This is a genomic window from Methanosarcina baltica (genome assembly GCF_055394095.1).
Genome location: NZ_AP042463.1, coordinates 2,885,469 through 2,903,052, shown reverse-complemented (window position 1 = coordinate 2,903,052; position 17,584 = coordinate 2,885,469). Strand labels below are relative to the sequence as shown.

At 49.7% G+C, this 17,584-nt stretch carries 14 protein-coding genes; 6 read left to right on the top strand and 8 right to left on the bottom strand.

Going from position 1 to position 17,584, the window contains the following annotated elements; translation table 11 throughout:
* Window positions 1-13 precede the first annotated feature (13 nt).
* The 4 genes from ACZ5QV_RS12800 (at window position 14) to ACZ5QV_RS12785 (ending at window position 4,357) form a co-directional block, all read left to right on the top strand.
* Window positions 14-2,050, top strand: a complete 2,037-nt coding sequence (locus ACZ5QV_RS12800; RefSeq protein ID WP_464600167.1) for a sodium-translocating pyrophosphatase — start codon at window positions 14-16, stop codon at window positions 2,048-2,050.
* A gap of 156 nt (window positions 2,051-2,206) precedes the next feature.
* Window positions 2,207-2,986, top strand: a complete 780-nt coding sequence (locus tag ACZ5QV_RS12795) for a helix-turn-helix transcriptional regulator (RefSeq protein WP_464600166.1) — start codon at window positions 2,207-2,209, stop codon at window positions 2,984-2,986.
* 51 nt (window positions 2,987-3,037) lie between these two features.
* Window positions 3,038-3,475 (top strand): universal stress protein, encoded by a 438-nt coding sequence (locus ACZ5QV_RS12790; RefSeq protein WP_464600165.1) that lies wholly within the window; start codon window positions 3,038-3,040, stop codon window positions 3,473-3,475.
* Window positions 3,476-3,727: 252 nt separating this feature from the next.
* Window positions 3,728-4,357 carry a restriction endonuclease gene (locus ACZ5QV_RS12785; RefSeq protein WP_464600164.1) on the top strand — a complete coding sequence of 210 codons (630 nt, stop codon included), beginning with the start codon at window positions 3,728-3,730 and terminating at the stop codon, window positions 4,355-4,357.
* Window positions 4,358-5,152: 795 nt separating this feature from the next.
* Here ACZ5QV_RS12785 and pheT read toward each other — a convergent pair.
* On the bottom strand, window positions 5,153-6,781 hold the full coding sequence (pheT, locus tag ACZ5QV_RS12780) for a phenylalanine--tRNA ligase subunit beta (protein WP_464600163.1): 1,629 nt from the start codon (window positions 6,779-6,781) through the stop codon (window positions 5,153-5,155).
* 328 nt (window positions 6,782-7,109) lie between these two features.
* On the opposite strand from pheT, the gene ACZ5QV_RS12775 reads away from it, so the two are divergent.
* Window positions 7,110-8,021: a hypothetical protein gene (locus ACZ5QV_RS12775; protein ID WP_464600162.1), complete on the top strand. Its 912-nt coding sequence runs from the start codon at window positions 7,110-7,112 to the stop codon at window positions 8,019-8,021.
* Between the two features lie 1,234 nt (window positions 8,022-9,255).
* On the top strand, window positions 9,256-9,624 hold the full coding sequence (locus ACZ5QV_RS12770; RefSeq protein ID WP_464600161.1) for a hypothetical protein: 369 nt from the start codon (window positions 9,256-9,258) through the stop codon (window positions 9,622-9,624).
* A gap of 135 nt (window positions 9,625-9,759) precedes the next feature.
* Here the strand turns inward: ACZ5QV_RS12770 and ACZ5QV_RS12765 are convergent, their stop codons facing one another.
* From ACZ5QV_RS12765 to ACZ5QV_RS12735, 7 genes are all read right to left on the bottom strand, one after another.
* Complete coding sequence (locus ACZ5QV_RS12765) at window positions 9,760-10,443, bottom strand: aminodeoxychorismate/anthranilate synthase component II (RefSeq protein WP_464600160.1); 684 nt, start codon at window positions 10,441-10,443, stop codon at window positions 9,760-9,762.
* On the bottom strand, window positions 10,440-12,215 hold the full coding sequence (gene trpE, locus ACZ5QV_RS12760; RefSeq protein WP_464600159.1) for an anthranilate synthase component I: 1,776 nt from the start codon (window positions 12,213-12,215) through the stop codon (window positions 10,440-10,442). Before trpE ends, ACZ5QV_RS12765 begins: the two co-directional genes overlap by 4 nt.
* On the bottom strand, window positions 12,202-12,897 hold the full coding sequence (locus tag ACZ5QV_RS12755; protein ID WP_464600158.1) for a phosphoribosylanthranilate isomerase: 696 nt from the start codon (window positions 12,895-12,897) through the stop codon (window positions 12,202-12,204). Before ACZ5QV_RS12755 ends, trpE begins: the two co-directional genes overlap by 14 nt.
* 90 nt (window positions 12,898-12,987) lie before the next feature.
* Window positions 12,988-14,055, bottom strand: coding sequence for an anthranilate phosphoribosyltransferase (trpD, locus tag ACZ5QV_RS12750; RefSeq protein ID WP_464600157.1), 1,068 nt, complete (start codon window positions 14,053-14,055; stop codon window positions 12,988-12,990).
* Between the two features lie 37 nt (window positions 14,056-14,092).
* A complete protein-coding gene (gene trpA, locus ACZ5QV_RS12745; protein ID WP_464600156.1) occupies window positions 14,093-14,914 on the bottom strand; it encodes a tryptophan synthase subunit alpha in 822 nt (273 codons plus the stop codon).
* Window position 14,915: 1 nt separating this feature from the next.
* The gene (gene trpB, locus ACZ5QV_RS12740; protein WP_464602108.1) at window positions 14,916-16,127 is read right to left on the bottom strand and encodes a tryptophan synthase subunit beta; all 1,212 of its coding nucleotides are present in this window, start codon (window positions 16,125-16,127) and stop codon (window positions 14,916-14,918) included.
* 266 nt (window positions 16,128-16,393) lie between these two features.
* Window positions 16,394-17,200: an indole-3-glycerol-phosphate synthase gene (locus ACZ5QV_RS12735; protein WP_464600155.1), complete on the bottom strand. Its 807-nt coding sequence runs from the start codon at window positions 17,198-17,200 to the stop codon at window positions 16,394-16,396.
* Between the last annotated feature and the right edge of the window lie 384 nt (window positions 17,201-17,584).

Here is a 17,584-nt window from a genome sequence, read left to right as displayed (position 1 = left end):
GATGGTTTAATTTATGAATATGTTAATATACCTCGCACCAATGTGCGCCCTCATCGGCCTGATTTTTGCAGGCATGTCCTATAAAAATGTACAAAAAGAGGGCGAAGGTAATGATCTAATAAAAAAAATAACTGCGGCAATCCACGACGGTGCCATGGTCTACCTTAACAGACAATATCGTGCAATTGCCGTTTTTGTCGTTTTGCTTACAATTATAATTGCAATAATTCTGCCAAATGGCCCTCTTACAGCGTTATGTTTTGTCTTTGGTGCGGTGCTTTCCGCGACAGCCGGATATATAGGTATGTTTACGGCTACAAGTGCAAACGGAAGAACCACAAATGCCGCCACAAGAGGTATTGGGCCGGCGTTTAAAGTTTCATTTGCCTCAGGGACCGTAATGGGAATGAGTGTTGTGGGACTCGGTCTCTTTGGACTTTCCGCTTCATTTATATTTCTTACAACTACCTTTACAGATCTGGATATACTCACCATTGTGAACATTCTGGCGGGTTTTTCACTCGGGGCCTCGTCCATTGCTCTCTTTGCTCGCGTGGGGGGCGGAATATTTACCAAAGCTGCTGATGTCGGGGCAGACCTTGTAGGAAAAGTCGAAGCAGGAATTCCCGAAGACGACCCGAGAAACCCTGCTGTAATTGCCGACAATGTCGGAGATAACGTAGGAGACATTGCAGGAATGGGGGCTGATCTTTACGAGTCATATGTTGGTTCAATCCTTGCAACAATGCTTCTTGCAGCCTCAACCGCAGCAATAACTTTCCCGGGGATCCCGATTCAGAATGTTATTATAACTCCACTGATAATTTCAGCTACCGGGATTCTTGCATCCATTATAGGTACTTATTTTGTCCGCACAAAAAAGACAGAGTCTTCTGCTATTCACAGGGCATTTAATACCGGCCTGATTGTAGCAATCGTTTTTGCGACCATTGCCTCATACTTCATTACGGATATGCTGCTTGGGAAATTCGGGTTGAATGTCTTTTTTGCAACTGTAGCCGGGCTTCTCTCGGGTTTCCTCATAGGACAGATCACCGAATACTACACAGCATATGAAAAGAATCCGACTCGTACGATTGCAGATTCCTGTACAACAGGCTCGGCCACAAACATCATCACCGGTTTTTCAAAAGGGATGGAGTCAACTCTCTGGCCAGTCATAATCATTTCTCTTACCATCTATATCTCCTACAATCTTTCCGGTCTCTACGGCATAGCTATCGCAGCTGTGGGAATGCTTGCAACACTCGGGATCTCCCTCTCAGTCGATGCATACGGGCCTGTCGCTGATAATGCGGGAGGTATTGCAGAGATGTCCCACCAGAAAAAAGAGGTCCGCGAGATCACCGATACGCTTGATGCGGTAGGTAATACTACGGCCGCTATCGGTAAAGGGTTTGCAATCGGCTCGGCCGCTCTCACTGCTCTTGCCCTCTTTGCCTCATATGGTATTGCAGTGGGGCTCAAGTCCATCGATGTTATGAACCCCAATGTATTCATCGGGCTTATGATCGGTGCAATGCTTCCGTTCCTCTTCTCCTCAATGACGATCATGGCTGTCGGAAAAGCGGCAGGTGAAGTCGTAGTTGAGGTGAGGAGACAGTTTAAAGAGATTGCAGGTTTGATGGAAGGTAAGGCTGAACCTGATTATAGCAAATGTATTACAATCTCAACCAACTCTGCTCTGAAAGAAATGATCGCTCCCGGTGTGCTGGCCATTGTTGCTCCGCTTTTAGTTGGACTGGTGCTCGGTCCCGGGGCGCTTGGCGGTCTCCTTGCAGGTTCCCTGGTTTCGGGCTTCATGCTTGCAATCACAATGTCCAACGCCGGAGGGGCGTGGGATAACGCAAAAAAATATATTGAACTCGGAAACTACGGCGGAAAAGGTTCGGATGCCCACAAAGCAGGCGTCACGGGCGATACGGTGGGAGATCCTTTCAAGGACACAGCAGGGCCGGCAATCAACATCCTCATAAAACTCATGAGTATTGTGGCGGTTGTGTTTGCACCCCTGTTTATCATGGCCTGATTCCCTCACTTTTCCTTTTTTTATTTTTTCCAGTTTTTCCAGAAACGACTATTTTCATAATCAGTTTCTGGAGATGCGGGGAGATGTATCAGGGCTCCGGAACTGCCTGCAAAAACAGGTTCCCTAAAAAGCGGATTGTAAAAGTGAAGGATTTTTATGAAGCAATCGTTAATTGATCTGATTTTTCTATCCCGGAAGAGGAAAGAACTCCTCCTTTTCTTAAAAGGAACTTCCCGGACAAGGGAAGAAATCAAGGCTTTACTTCAGGTAAGCTCGGTTTCCATCCAGCCCCAGCTAAAAATAATGAAAGATGCTGACCTGATTGTAGAGGAGAAGGGCATTTATGAATTGTCAAAGGTGGGGGAGGTTCTGGTTGTAAAAATGCAGGGTTTCCTGAGTGTGGTAGAACTTTTCGAGGGCAACCCTGAATACTGGGCAGAACACGATTTGAACGCCATCCCTTCCTTTTTACAGAACAGGATAGAAGAGCTGGGTCGTTGTGAAACCTTTGAGCCTGAGGCCGCGCAGATGTTCGAAACCCCCCGGCATTTTGCGGAAAACCTCCTGAAATCAAAAGAGGTCATGACCTTCGTTTCCTATTTCCATCCCGAGTCCCCTTCCCTTTATGCAGGCCTTGTTAAAAGGGGTGTGGAGCTAAAACTCTGCATGACCGGAGAAGTTGCAGAACACCTCTTTCGGGAGTATCCCGAAGAGGCAGGATTCATGCAGCAAGCAAAAAATTCAAAATTATCTGTTTGCCGAAAGCCTGTAAAATTACCCTTAGTTGTGGTGACCGACTGCTTCATGATCCTCAAACTTTACGAGAAAGACGGGAAACTGAGGGACCAGTTGCTGATGTCCTCTGAGGAAAGTGCTCTTTCCTGGGGCAGGGAACTTTTTATACATTATAGGGAACTTTCGGAGCCGATATTTTAATAAGAAGGGCCCTATATATTAAGAAATGGATTAAAGGGAGGGGACAGGAAGATGGGGGATCTTTTCAAAAAAATACTGATTGCAACCGACGGTTCGGAAAATTCCAGAAACGCGGTTTTTTACGGGCTGGATATTGCAAAGATGAGCGGAGCTGAAGTGTACGCCCTGTACGTAATTTCCGATAAACACGCAGCAACTATGCGAAAGGTCATGGGCTGGACCGAGGCAATTGAAAAATATCTGGCTGATAGGGGAGAAATTGCAACCGTCAGTGTAGTAAAAATTGGAAAAGAGGCTGGAGTTAAGGTGGAGTCCGTATTTTCAAAAGGCAATCCAGCTGAAGAAATCCTTGATTATGCTGAGAAAAACGGAATCGACCTGGTAGTGATGGGCACTCAGGGCCTGACAGGAATCAAGAAATTCCTGATTGGCAGTGTGGCAGAAAATGTCCTCAGGCATTCAAACGTTCCGGTAATGGTTGTCCGCTAATTTCTTTCAGTCGAATACCCCGCCAGCTTGCTGCGGGGTGCGCCAGCGCAACTTTGATTTTCATCACTTCCTCATTTTTTCTTTTCTTCAATTCGTCAGTCGGCTCCTGAAAACAGGGAAATATTTAATTAAGCTTGCAGGCATTTTCAGACATCTATCTCAGGCAGCAGAGGCTCCTCCATCCTCAGTATCCAAAGGCTGAAAGGGAGGGGTAGTTCACTCCTTATCAGGATCATATTTTGAGGTTTTTAAATGAAATTCTGGTTAATTAAATCCGCAAGCACAATTGAAGACGAAGAAGCGATTCTTGATCATAACGTGATAAGCATAGGCTGGTCCGAGTTTCCGGACTTTTCCGGAGTTGAAAGCGCGGCCCGGGTAAAGGAGATAATGCTTGAAAAATATCCGACAATGCAGGAAGAACGCTGTAGGACCTGGGCCGGGGAAATTTACCGATTCCTCAGGGAAATAAGGTCCGGAGACCTCGTGGTCGTGCCTCTCAAGGCCAGAAAAGAAGTGCTCATCGGAAAGGTGATGGGTGATTACGAGTACCGGCAGGTCAGCAATTTCATAAACCACGTCAGAAAGGTCAGGTGGCTCAGGTTCATTTCCAAAGGGGACTTCGAAGCTGAGTACGGCGTGAACCTGAATACCGAGGAGGCCCTTTTCGAAATTCCGGTCAGCCCCGAAAAAATTGTCGGAATTGTCAATATAAAAGGCGTTGAGACCCTTCTCACCGAACTTACTTTTGCTCTTGATGACCTCGTCTTTTTAAGAGAGCAGATGGAGGGGATGGTAGAAAAACTAAAGGAAACCGAAGATCTTTTAGAAGTAAGGGCAATTGCGCTTGAAATGGAAAAAATGCTGAAGAAGAAGGTGTGAACGACCCGCCACTAAGGAATGGTGAAAATATAATTTCAGATTTTATTTTGGGAATAGCTCTATATTTTGGTGTGGCATTCAAACCACGGAACACACAGAAAAAGAAAGGCCGGAAGACGTTAATTACGGTTGATATGTCTTTTTTTCACAATGGATTTTGAATTGATTACATTAAGTACCGGCGTACTCACCGGCCGCAGGCCGGCTTCCGTGTCCTTCCGTCGCCCGAATTCCGCTTCAGCACCCGAGTTCCGCTTCGGCACCCGAATTCCGCTTCGGCACCCGAATTCCGCTTCGGGAGCACGGGATCCGTTTCGCTCGCTGCGCGAACTCAAGCGGATTATAAACCTTATTTTGGAAAATTTTCTGTGTCTTTCCGTGTGTTCCGTGTGTTCCGTGTGTTCCGTGGTTAAAGTTCCTCTTGATAGTGATTCTTGATAGATAATTTCAAAATTCTAATTTTTAAAGCTGGTTGAGGAAAAAATACTTGATATTATATTTGACCTATTCCTAAGGAAAATACAAAACGAAAAAAAGTTAATATATATTTACCCAGTGCTAATTTCCGTGTTTCCAGAAAAAAAAGCAGACAAGAACCACGAAAACACGGAAAACACGTAAGAGGGTTAAATGGAGAAAATTAAGGGGGAATTATGGGCCGATCAGAAAAAGGACCCCCCTTAAAAATCCCTCTTATTTATAAAAAGTTTATCTGTAGTCTGCTTGAGCTCGCGCAGCGAGCGAAACGGACCCCGGGCTCCCGAATCGGAACTCGGGAATCGGAACTCGGGTGGCTCAGGCTTGCATGTCCGCAAGGTCGATCTCAAAGCCTACAACTGCGTACCCGAGTTCGAAATTGCTGATGACCTCGGGGTGGAGCTCTCCGAAGCCCCCTACTTTTTTGCCGGCAACGTAGATGTCGGCCCGTCTGCCTTCGAGGAAGGCCGGGTCTTCTGACTCCCTGACCTCGTATTCCAGCATCATTTCCCGCAGGAGGGCGTCCACGACCTCATAGATTTCCGTGAAGTTTGCCTGGGGGTGGATGGAGACGGCTGCCACATGCTGTCCGTTCTTTTCATTTACCGCGACCTCCCCTACCTCAAAGATCTTCTGGGGAAGTTCCCGGTGCTGGTTCAGGGAAAGGATCTCCATCAGGTTCGGAAGAAGAGTTGTCCGTACCATTGTCTGGTCCTCACTGATCGGGTGGAGCACAAATGTAACATCCCCTGTCTCCGGCCTGCGCATGTTCTCGAAATGGATCTTCTCGCTTGTCAGCGTGAAGGGCATGACCTCAAAGTAACCGAGACCCGTCATGACCTCGCTTACGGCGATCCTTGTGAGGGAGAGGGGATGGGCCTTTCCTGTGGTGTAGGTCTCGGGGAGTTTTGCTTTTATGTTGTTGTAGCCGTAACCAACAGCGACATCCTCGATCAGGTCGAAGTTGTGCAGGATATCCGCTCTGTAGGCCGGGACCTTCACCTCAAGGGTCTCCTCATCAAGGGCCTTTGCCCCGAAGCGCATCCTCTCAAACTGCTTTACGATTTCTTCCATGGAAAGGTCCATGCCTATAAGGGTGGTAACCTCGGTCCTTGTAAGGATCCTGACTTCAGGCTCAAGGTCAGGAAGCATCATTTCTTCCCCATCGGGCTTTATGACTCTCACGAACTCGATCTCCCCTCCCCGCTCGGCAAGGGCCGTGACTACGATGTTCAGGGCCATGTAGACGGCTTCCCCGAGGCCCGTAACGTCAATGAAGAGATCGGTTGTAGCTTCGGTCACAGACGTCAGGTTTCCGTTGATGATGGGTGGGAAGGAAAGGACGTTGTCTTTGGAATCCAGAATAAGCGGGTACCTGTCAAAGCCCTCAACGAGATGAGCAAACTTTGTACCTTTGGGGTGCTTTTCCAGAATATCCCTCATGCTCATCTTTTCAGTGAAATCCAGGGGCACAAACTCGAAATCCGGGTCCATGGTCAGGTACCTGAAAGGAGGTTCGACGTTTGAGAGGTCATGGACCCCAATGGAAACTTTTTTCCGGTTCCGGCCAAGGCCCCAGTGCAGGTCTTCCTGCAGGTCCATGAGGGACTTGATGGACTCGGAGTTGAATTTTATCCCGCGCACCACCGCACAGCCCAGAAAAGGCCTGATCTTCAAAATATCCTCACTGACGGATATGGAGACCTCAAAGGGTTTAGCTCCATATTCCGGAAGCCCGGGTTCAATGTCCAGAAAACCGCGCATGGCCCGGGCCACGCCTTCCACGCTGTAGAGGTCGGGCCGGTCAGGGAAAAATTCGATGTCGATGGACTCGTCTTCAATCCTTTCGATATCTGCCCCTATCATGGGCACCCTTTCGATAATGGTTTCCTTCTCGCTTCCGGTAAGTTTTTCGAGGTCGTTGTAATTCAGGGTTATTATCGGCATGGAGGCTTCATCTCGTTTATAGTAACTTAACCCCAAAAATAACCAACTTTAGATTTAACGTTTTTGTTCCCGGCAACCTATGGAGTTTGGCTTCATGAATAAAATGTCCCTGAGCTAAAAACTCAGAGCTGCTCTGCTGAATTTCATAGCAGTGCCGTTTTGCCGGAGGCTACAAATATATCCCACACATTATAATATTAATATCATAATTGTTACCTAAATTGATAAATACCTGTAAACGGGGGGATGTATTATACTTCAATCGGAGGAAACACGGGCAGTAGAACGTGGGCTTTTAGCGGTTGACCGGCAGGACGAAGGGGAAGTTTTGCTTGTTATTGACTCCTTGAGGGAGCTTGGAATAAGCCTTACAAGGCGGGGTGGGGGAGCTTCCATCACCGGGTCCGGGTCGGCGTCTGAAAATGAAGATGAAGCTGAAAATGAAGCTGAAAAAGTGATTGCGGAAATAGCGGAGCTCGGGGAAGCGGCGGCCAGACAGGATATCCCGGTGGGGGTCCTCAATACGGTCATTTCGCTCGGAAAACTGGGAAAGGAAGCCGCAAGGGTCGGAAATGCTGACCTGCTGCTCCGGGTAGCCCTGGCGCTCGGAGAAACCGGAAAAAACGCGGCCAAACAGAAAATGAAGGTGCCGGTCCGGGTTACGGCCTCGGCCCTCAAGGAAGTCGGAAAGGAGGCCGCAAAACAGAAAATGGAAGAGGGTGTTATAGCAAGCCAGCTCTTATTGAAAGACCTTGGCAGTTTTGCAGCCCTCAGAGAGGAGTGCTTTGAGGGGCTTTCCACCTGCGTGGTGGCTCCACTACGGGAAATCGGAAAAGCAGCCGCAAGAGAAGGGCTTGAGGCTGCCACCACCAGTGCTGAAGTCCTGCTCGAAGACACCCAGCTCCGGCTCAACAGGGAATTTTTCAAGCAAGGGAATACGGATCCCGGAGAACGCAAGTATTACGAAGAAAGCTGTAACGCTCTCGAATGTCTTGGAGAAATCGGGAATATTTCGGCCCGTAGACAACTGAAAAAAGCCACGGCTCAGGCTTACCTTTCCCTGGATATAATCCGAAGGGACGCAAAAGCCAGATACCTGGGAAACACCACCCTCAACGCGGATGCCCAGCTTGATTCTCTGGGAATTATGAAAATGCCCGCCGGAGGTCAGGCTGGAGCCCGGGAAGAAGTCGAAAATCTGCAAGCTGAAATCTCGGGCCGTCTGGATATGCTTTTATAAGACATACATACTTGCCGGAATTTTTTTGATTCCGGTTTTTCCTGTTTTTCTTCGTTTTTTTCTGTTCCTGTTTTTTCCGGATTTTCTTCGTTTTTTTTCCGTTTTTCCACTATTTCGTTACAGGGAACTTGCGAGAACATTCCACATTAATTTTGTATTAACTTAACTTTATTTTCCACCTATTCCAGGATTTTTACAGACCCATTCCCTGAAAGGGGCCTGTTAACCTGTCGGTAAATTTGTAACCTTTGGGCCTTAAAGTACAGAATATACAGTATATATTTTAAAAAATATAGGAAGACTAATATCACAATAAACGTATAAGGGGGTAAATGGTTAAGCAGGCCGTACAGTCAACTACCCCTCCCTAAAATCTTAGCCCTCAGACTAAGATTTTAGAGTAAGGGGCTTGCTTCGGTAAGCCCTAGTTGAATAGCCTTTCGTTATACTGGTCATGATATTCGAGGATACTCCACACGTTCTCGGAGATTTCGATCTGGATTAAACATCTCTGAGAGGTAGGGGAAGTGTTCAGGTCATTAACAAGCCAGTATAACAGTGGCGATGTGGACCCACTCCTGCAAAGGAGGACAGAACATAAGGTCACTGTCAAACAACATTAAGGTCCCCTGTTAAACAAAAAATGGGGGCCTTAGTCTCGACGCATTCATCTCCCACCTGCCAGTTCCTCCAAAGTCGGAACTGTCGTGTTAAACCATAGGTTTAACAGGAGTTTCTAATTTTCAATTAGAAACATCGAGGAAGGAGTCTTCTGCTGTCTGAGATAAAGGAAAAAAGTTCGGAGCGGTCCGGGCTTACCAAAAAGAATGATAATTATAGGGGTGTAAGCATTTTCTCGACAAACGAAAAAAGAGCGATCGAACTGGGTGACGCCGGATTAAATGCAGCCAGAGATAAAAATGAGTATGAAGTTATTCAGAACATCGAGTACCTGAAGGAGCTTGGGGAAGAGCTGATCAGAGAAAAATACGAAAAGGACAGCAAGACCGTAGCCATATCCCTCCGAAACATCGGTAACAAGGCAGCCCAGAATAATATAGAAGAAGCGGCAATAGCTGCCATAAAAGCTCTAAGGGAGCTTTCGGAACAGGCCTTTGAAAATAGTTACTCAGATTCCCTTTTTTCCCTTGCGAGGGCCGTTCAGGAGATAGGGAAAGCTTCCGCAAAGTCCGGGCTGGAGAAACCCACACATTACGCGGTCGAAACGCTCGAAATGATAGGTCTAAAGGCCGTTGAGCACAAAATGGAAGTGGTAACTCTCTGGACAACCCTTGCTCTCGGGGAAATCGCTTACGAGTCCGGAGAACGACAGCTTGAAGCCCTGAAGGAAGCCGCAAAAGCCGCCCTCGAAGCTATCATAAAGGAGGCGGAGGCCAGGGCCTTCATTACCAGGATCCAGATCGAGATCTATCCGAAACTGATCTGTGATACCATCAAGAGTTTCGGAAACTACCCGGACCTTGCACCTGCCGGTTACGATGCTACTCCAAACGAAGAATTCACGGAAGAGGAATTTTTAGAAGGGGAAACCGTGGAAGATTCCGAAGAAGAGGCTAAAAAAGAAGAAACGGAAATGAAATAATTTTGAGTTAATTCGGGTGGTCGCTCATTTGAAAAGCGCTATCCTGTTTTTTTTCTTCAGCATTTCAATTTTTCCACCGGTTTCCGGAGGCTTTTCGGGCGGAAAAGAGGAGGTGCTCTTCTCCAACCTCAGGATTCAAAAACATCCGGCCCGGTCAGAAAGGGTTTCAGGAGATGCCGGACACTTTTCTATTTTGACATCTTCTATCTTCCCTTCTCCCGTTTTAGCTCTGGCCTCCAAAAAACTCCTTGCGGCTTCCAGGAAGTTTTCTATAATTTTCATACCTTCCGGGGTCAGGACGGATTCGGGGTGAAACTGGAGCCCATATATGGGGTATTTCTCATGTTCTACGGCCATAATGCTCCTGTCCTCGGCCCTGGCCGTGACCCGGAGTTTTGGGGAAAGTTCCCTGATTTCAAGGGAATGGTAGCGTCCTCCCGGGAAAGGGTTTTCGAGTCCTTCGAAGAGGGAAGGAGAAATGTAGTGTATATCCGAACTTTTCCCATGCACGGGCCCGTACATCCCTCGCTCGACCGTACCTCCGAAGGCCACGTTAATGGCCTGGTGTCCGAGGCAGACCCCGAGCAGGGGGATTTTCGGCCCGAACTCCCGGATCAGGTCTATACAACGCCCGATATCGCCGGGTTTTGCGGGGTGTCCGGGGCCCGGGGAGATTACAAGCACATCAGGCCCGATTTCTCTTACCTCTTCCGGACTGATGGTGTTCGGGACCACAAGCGTATCTTCCTCGAAGCGGGAAATGTAGTCAACCAGGTTCCAGACAAACGAATCCCTGTTGTTTACAAAGAGTATTTTCATAAAACCTCTCCTTTTACCGTGCCTTCATTTATTATATTTTCAGATTTTTCAGATTTTTCAGATCGAATTTCGTTTCCTTTAGCGCTTTCTTCCCTGACTCCGGCTCCGACCGCCCTGAGCATGGCTGCCATCTTGCGTTCGGTTTCCAGAAACTCGTTTTCGGGAACGGAGTCCGCAACAATTCCGGCCCCGGCCTGCACGGAAGCAAGCCCGTCCTTTACGAGCAGGGTTCTTATAACAATTGCAAAATCCGCATCCCCATTCCAGGAATAGTAGCCGGCTCCGCCTCCGTAGATCCCACGAGGCGTGTTTTCAAGCACGGCAATGATTTCCATAGCCCTGAGTTTCGGGGCTCCGGAAAGCGTCCCTGCCGGAAAGACCGCCCTTGATGCGTCGAACTGGTCACATTCGGGCCGCAGTTCTCCCAGGACCGTGCTTTCGATATGCTGGACATGGGAATATTTGAGGACCTTCATAAAACCCTCAACCTTTACCGAGCCGCTCTTTGAAACCATCCGCACATCGTTTCGGCCAAGGTCCACGAGCATCACATGCTCGGCCCTTTCCTTTTCGTCCCCCAGCATCCGGGCCGCCAGGGCCTCGTCCTCGGCTTCGGTCTTACCCCTCGGACAGGTGCCCGCTATCGGATTGCTGATGAGGGTCCGCTCATTGACCGACAGCAGAGTCTCGGGGCTGGCTCCCACAATCGCAAGCTTCCCGAACTCGAAGAGATACATATAGGGGCTCGGGTTAATCGCCCGCAGGCGCATGTATAGCTCGAAAGGGGATTCCGTAGTCCTGAAGGTGCGACTGCGGGAAAGGACCACCTGGAAAATATCCCCGTCGATAATGTGCTGCTTTGCCGCAAGCACCGCGGCTTCGAAGGCTTTTCTTTCTTCTTCGGGCGGAAGGTCAAGGTTTTGAACTTCTCTCTCCTGTGCTTTTCCGGGCCCTTCTTCGGTTTTTTCTCCCCCAGTTTTTTCTTTTTCTTTTTTTTCTTCTTCTTCCAGAACTTCGGCCTCCTTCAGGAGGGAATAAAGTCCCTCAGCCTCTGAAAGGGCTTTTTCGTACAGGGTTTCAGGATCCGAGTCCGGGCCGATAAAGGGGGTGAGGACAATGTAAACATCTCCTGTCAGGTGGTCGAAAAGAAAAGTCTTTGAGATGAGCAGGAACTGGTGGTCCGGGACATCGGACTCGGGGTGGTTCTCAAGCTCTAACCAGCACTCGTAAATCGAATCGTAAGCCGTGTACCCGATGGCCCCTCCGAGGAAGGTCTGCCTGGAAAAACGTTTACCGTTTAAAAGAGGAATCCCGTTTGCGGTCGGGAAAGCCGAGCGGAGTGCATCGAAACCGTCCTTTCCGGGAAGAATTGAAGCCCTGAGTTTTAAAGGGCTTTCCGTTTTTTCTGTATCCTCTGTTCCTTCCTCCTCAAGCCTGCAGGCTTTTCCTATCCCTCTGCGGAGCTCCTCAAAGAAGCCTTTGTCTCTGGAGGCTAAAAACTCCAGGTTGAGTTCCTTTCCCTTTATGCTCAGCATGGCCTCGGGTTTGTTTCCGACAAAAGAATACCTGGCCCTGGTCTCTTCTTTTTCCACGGACTCCAGGAGGTAAGAGTAATTACATTCTTCATTGTCTTCGGCTTCCCGCAGGCGGCAGTAAAGCCTGAGAGGACTACATTTTGAACCGGTCTTTGCCAGGAGCTGGACAAAACCCGGGGTTTCAAGCTCCCCGGCAAGCTTCATGAATTCTTCTTTATCAAGGTCAAAGGAAAGCATCTGCACACCTCACAGCTTTCATAAACATATTTATCTTTAGGGCGTCTTTTTTGCCTCCGGTCTCAACCCCGGACGCCGTGTCCACAGCATAGGGGGATACGGCCTCTATGGCTTCCTGCACGTTTTCAGGCTTCAGGCCTCCTGCGAGGATAACCGGAAGGGAAGTCTCTTCAACAATCCGCCGGCTCAGGGTCCAGTCGTGGATAAGCCCCGTTCCACCGGGCATGTTTCCCTTCCCGGTATCAAGCAGGACGGCATCTGCGGCCCCGGAGTTTTCCAGTTCCAGGACCATTTCAAGCAGTATAGCCAGGGAAGAGTTTCTTTCAGTTTCCTGCCCAGCGGGCACGGAAAGGGCCTTTATGATAGGAAGGCCGGTTTTTTTTTTGATAACTTCGAGCTCCGGGAGGGACAGGCCCGAGTGGATCTGTACGATATCGGGCCCGACTTTTTCTATAAGCTCAAGGGCCCGGGTAGAGTTTTCCGGCATTATGACAAGCACGGAGTCAACGCCCTTCGGGACCTTTTCCACGAGAGCGGCAGCGGTCTTCGAATCGATCTTTCTCGGAGTCTCGACCGGGACTTCTGTTAAAAAGCCCACTGCATCGACTCCAAAACGGACCGCAAGTTCCAGTTCTTCAGGACTGCGGATCCCGCAGATCTTTGTCCGGGTTTTTACTTTCATGTTTTTTCCTTCCTATCTTCCCTTCTTCCGTCTTTTTTTCTTCCTATCTTCCCTTCTCTCTTTCAGCCCGGGTTTTTTACCGTCCTGGCTTCAGGACTGAAAAGCAGCGGGGCTTGTCAGGCTTCCTTTTAATATGACATCGTTCTGCCTTTCGGACCGGGGAGTAAAGCCTTTGAACTGGTTGAACTTGACCATGACTTTCCCACTGTCAATTGCGTCTTCCGCAATCGTGATGGCCTGTCGGATGGAGCCCACAACTCCTCCCACATAGAGGGCAGCGGCAGCGTTTATTACCACGAGGTCCCTTTTGGCTCCCCTCAGTCCCTTAAAGATGCAGAGAATATCCCGGGCGTTTTCCTCAGGTGAGCCGCCCTTAATTTCTTCAGGTTTTGCTCTGCTGAGCCCCAGGGCTTCGGGAGTCAGGGTATAGGTGCTGACCTCTCCGTTTTTCAGTTCGGCTACAAAGGTATCTCCCACATTGGAGATTTCGTCCATCCCGTCCCCGTGCACAACAAGGGCGTGCTCGGAACCGAGTTCCTTAAGGGCCAGGGCCAGGGGTTCACAGAGTTTTCTGTCATAAACCCCGACTACCTGGGCCCTCGCCCCGGCGGGGTTGGTCAAAGGCCCGAGGATATTGAAAATCGTCCTGATTTTGAGTTCCTTCCTTATAGGGGCGACCCGTTTCATGGCCGGGTGGAAGACAGGGGCAAACATGAACCCTAACCCGATTTCCTCGATTGATTCCCTGACAGCTTCGGGGGAGTGGTCAACCTTTATCCCGAGGGCCTGGAGGACATCCGAACTTCCGGAAAGGGAGGTTACCGACCTGTTTCCGTGTTTTGCTACCGGGACTCCCACCGCAGCGGTGATTATTGCAGCGGCTGTGGAAACGTTGATCGTATTGTACATGTCCCCGCCAGTACCTACAACGTCCACAAGTTTCCTGAAAACGGCCGGAGAAATCGTATGGGCGGCTTTTTTCATGCCTCGCACAAAACCTGCGATTTCTTCCGGAGTCTCCCCTTTTTCCTTCAGAGCCAGCAGGAATTCCTTTATTTCCTCGTCCGTGGCCGAGCTCAGGATGTTCAAAAGAGCAGTCTCACTTTCCGGGGCTGAGAGATCCCGGCCTTCACGCAGTTTTCTGATGTATGATTCCATATTCTTTCCCTCCCTTATTTTTCATTAAACGTATTTTTTAGATAGCGGGCGTCTCTGACGCATTCCTGATTCCCGTTTTAAGCTCCCTTGCAAGGGCTTCAAGCTGCTTTTCAAGCTCTTCCCTCTCTTCAGGGGCTGTGTTAGAAGCTATGATATTGACAAAAGCCGAGCCCACAATCACGGCGTCGGCTCCGGCTCTTATGAGGGCTTCGGCTTGCCCGGCGCTTGAGACCCCAAAGCCCACGGCTTTCGGAAGGTTTGTCTCCACCCTGGCCAGAAGGGCGTTTACTGAAGTCCCTATATCTTTCTGGGCTCCTGTAACCCCGAGCCTGGAAAGCAGGTAAATAAAGCCCCCTGTTTCCGAGAGGACCCGTTTGATCCTTTTTTCCGGGGTCGTGGGAGCGATTAAAAAGATTGGGGCAACCGAGTGCCGCCCGCAGGCTGCTGTCAGTTCCCCGGCTTCTTCCACGGGCAGGTCCGGGACAATGATCCCGCTGATTCCGGAGGCCCGGCACTTTTTAACAAAGGTTTCGGGGCCGTAGTGGAAGATGAGATTATAGTAAGTCATGCAGATTAGCGGGACTTTGACATCCAGTCCCGCGACAAGTTCGAAGTAGCGCTCGGGGTTCATGCCGGCTTCAAGGGCTCTTCCACCGGCTGCCTGGATTGTGGGGCCGTCGGCCACGGGGTCCGAGAAAGGCATCCCGAGTTCGATCAGGTCCGCCCCGCCCCGCACGAGGGCCCTGACTATCGCCGGGGTCGCATCAGATGTGGGGTCGCCTGCCATCACGTAGGCTATGAGGGCGCCTTCTCCTTTTTCCTGAAGGCTGGCAAACTTTTCTGAAATCATTGCGCTCATTTCAGACCCTCCCTGCCATTTTGAAGACGGAGTCGAGGTCTTTGTCTCCCCGGCCCGAGAGGTTCACGACAACCATTTCCCCAAGTTCTCCGGATTCAGCAGCCTTTTTCAGGTAGGCGAGGGCATGGGAGGATTCAAGAGCCGGGATGATTCCCTCAAGCCGGCTCAGTTCATGGAAGGCCTCAAGGGCTTCTTCGTCAGTGACGTAGCAGGCCTGTACCCTTCCGGTTTCCGAGAGCTGGGCAAGTTCGGGGCCTACCCCTGAGTAGTCCAGACCCGCGGAGATGGACTCGGATTCCAGGATCTGACCGTGGCTGTCCTGCAGGATCTTTGTCCTGGCCCCGTGCAGGACTCCTTCGGTTCCGACACAGAGGGAAGCTGAGTGAAGAGCCGCTTTTTCCGTGTAGGTCAATCCTTTGCCTCCGGCTTCCACGGCGAACATTTTGACGTCTCTGTCTGCCACATGGGGATAAAAGAGCCCCATGGCGTTACTTCCTCCACCTGCGCAGGCGATCAGGGAATCAGGGAGTCGGCCTTCTTTTTCCAGGATCTGAGCCCTTACTTCTTTTCCGATTACGCTCTGGAAGTCCCTGACCATCGCGGGGTAGGGGTGAGGTCCTACGACGGAGCCTATCAGGTAGTGCGTGTCTTCGACGTTTGTGACCCAGTCCCGAAGAGCCTCGTTGATTGCGTCCTTGAGGGTGGACGAGCCGATGTGTACCGGTCTTACCTCGGTCCCCATGAGTTCCATGCGGTAGACGTTTGGGTGCTGGCGTTCGACGTCTCTTTCTCCCATGTACACGACGGTTTCAAAACCGAAGCTTGCGCCCACCATGGCGGTTGCGGTTCCGTGCTGTCCTGCTCCGGTCTCGGCAACGAGTCGCTTTTTTCCCATGTGTTTTGCAAGAAGGCCCTGTCCGATTGCGTTGTTTAACTTGTGGGCTCCGCCGTGTACCAGGTCTTCCCGTTTGAGGTAAACTTTGAGGCCGTATTTTTTACTGAGATTCCGGGCGTAGTAGAGGGGAGTTTCCCTGCCTGCGAACTCTTTGAGGTAGTGGTTGAGTTCCTTCAGGAATTCGGGATCGTTTTTGTATTTTTCGTACCCTTCTTCAAGTTCCTCAAGGGCCGGCATAAGGACCTCGGGCACGTACTGGCCCCCGTATTTCCCGTATTTTCCCCCTGCTCCGGATTCCGGGCCGGTGGATTCGCTCAACGAATTGTTTTTTTGAGATTGTGAAATTGTAGCTCCGGTCAATTTTATTTCTCCTTTTATCCTGTTCCTGAGTATGATTTTTGAAGTGAATTTTTGAAGTGAATTTTTCCCGTAAAATATCAGGAAAAATTCCGTAAAAGTTCAAAACCCGGGATCCGGTTTCCGGATTGAAGTTTCAAATCGGATTTTCGGGTCGGGGTTTGAAAGAACGTGAAATAAATCCCTGGCTGTGAAAGGCCAAAGAAGGCCATTTTTAAAAAAAGCAGTCACCAGCGCCAGGCAGGGCCCTGGACAAGTTCTTTTGTTTTTTCGAATACGGATTCACTTTCCATGATAGAGCTTCCGATGAGCACCGCGTCAGCCCCTGCAGTAAGCACCCGCCTGATGTCTTTGGGTGTGCGGATCCCGCTTTCGCTCACGATTATGTGGCTGGTTTCGTTTTGCCGGTCGTGTTCCCGGATGAGGGGCGCGAGTTTTTCCGTGGTCTCAAGTTTGATTTCCATTGTTTCAAGGTCCCGGTTGTTGATCCCGATAAGCTCTGCCTTTGTGGAAAGGGCTTGCTTAAGTTCTTCGAGATTATGGACTTCAACGAGGGGCTCAAAGCCCTTCGACCGGGCAAGCTCGACAAATTCGGGCAGTTTTTCTATCAGGAAGCCCGCAATCAGCAGGACGAGGTCGGATTCGATTTCTCCGAACTGTTTCCTGTCGATAATAAAGTCCTTCCTGAGGACCGGAATGGATACTGATTCCCTTACCCTCTCAAGGTTTTCGAGGGATCCCCGGAAAATTTCGGGTTCGGTCAGCACCGAGATCGCAACAGCTCCGGCAGCTTCCATTTCCTTTGCAAACCTGGCTGCCAGTTCTGGGGATATTTCCCTGAAAACTTTTCCCGGGGAGGCAGGTTTGACTTCCGCGATCACCGGCACCCGGCCTGCGGCCTTCGCAGCGGCTACGGAGGATGCGAAGTTCCGCTTCTGGAAGGGCCCGGCCCGGGTTTCAGGCCCGGTCTGAGACTCGAAGGCCTGAATACGGTTTTTTGTTGTGGTGAGGATTTGCTGGATTGTAGGGTGCATTGTTAATCACTGGTGTATAATTATGTACAATGATGTGTGATAGTGGCGATTGTATAAGAAGGTTTCGGAAAAGGTAGTTGTGGATCCAGCATCTTCAAGTAATTGATATATATGTACTAAATTATATATATGTTTTTATTAAAATGGTTCAATATTTGCACGTTGGTGCCTATTCATGAAAAAGAGATTACAGGATAATCAGTTCAGCGAGCCCCATCTCCCCTATCCGGGATTTTCCTGTATTTCAGAGTAGGGATCGGAGCTGGAGAAATCGAATTTACAGAGTATTGTGACCTCTAATACCGTATCCAGGTCGAGCCTGTACGCACGAAGTGTGACCTTTTCGAAAAATTCCTAAAAAAGAGCTTGTCCTCAATAATTCTT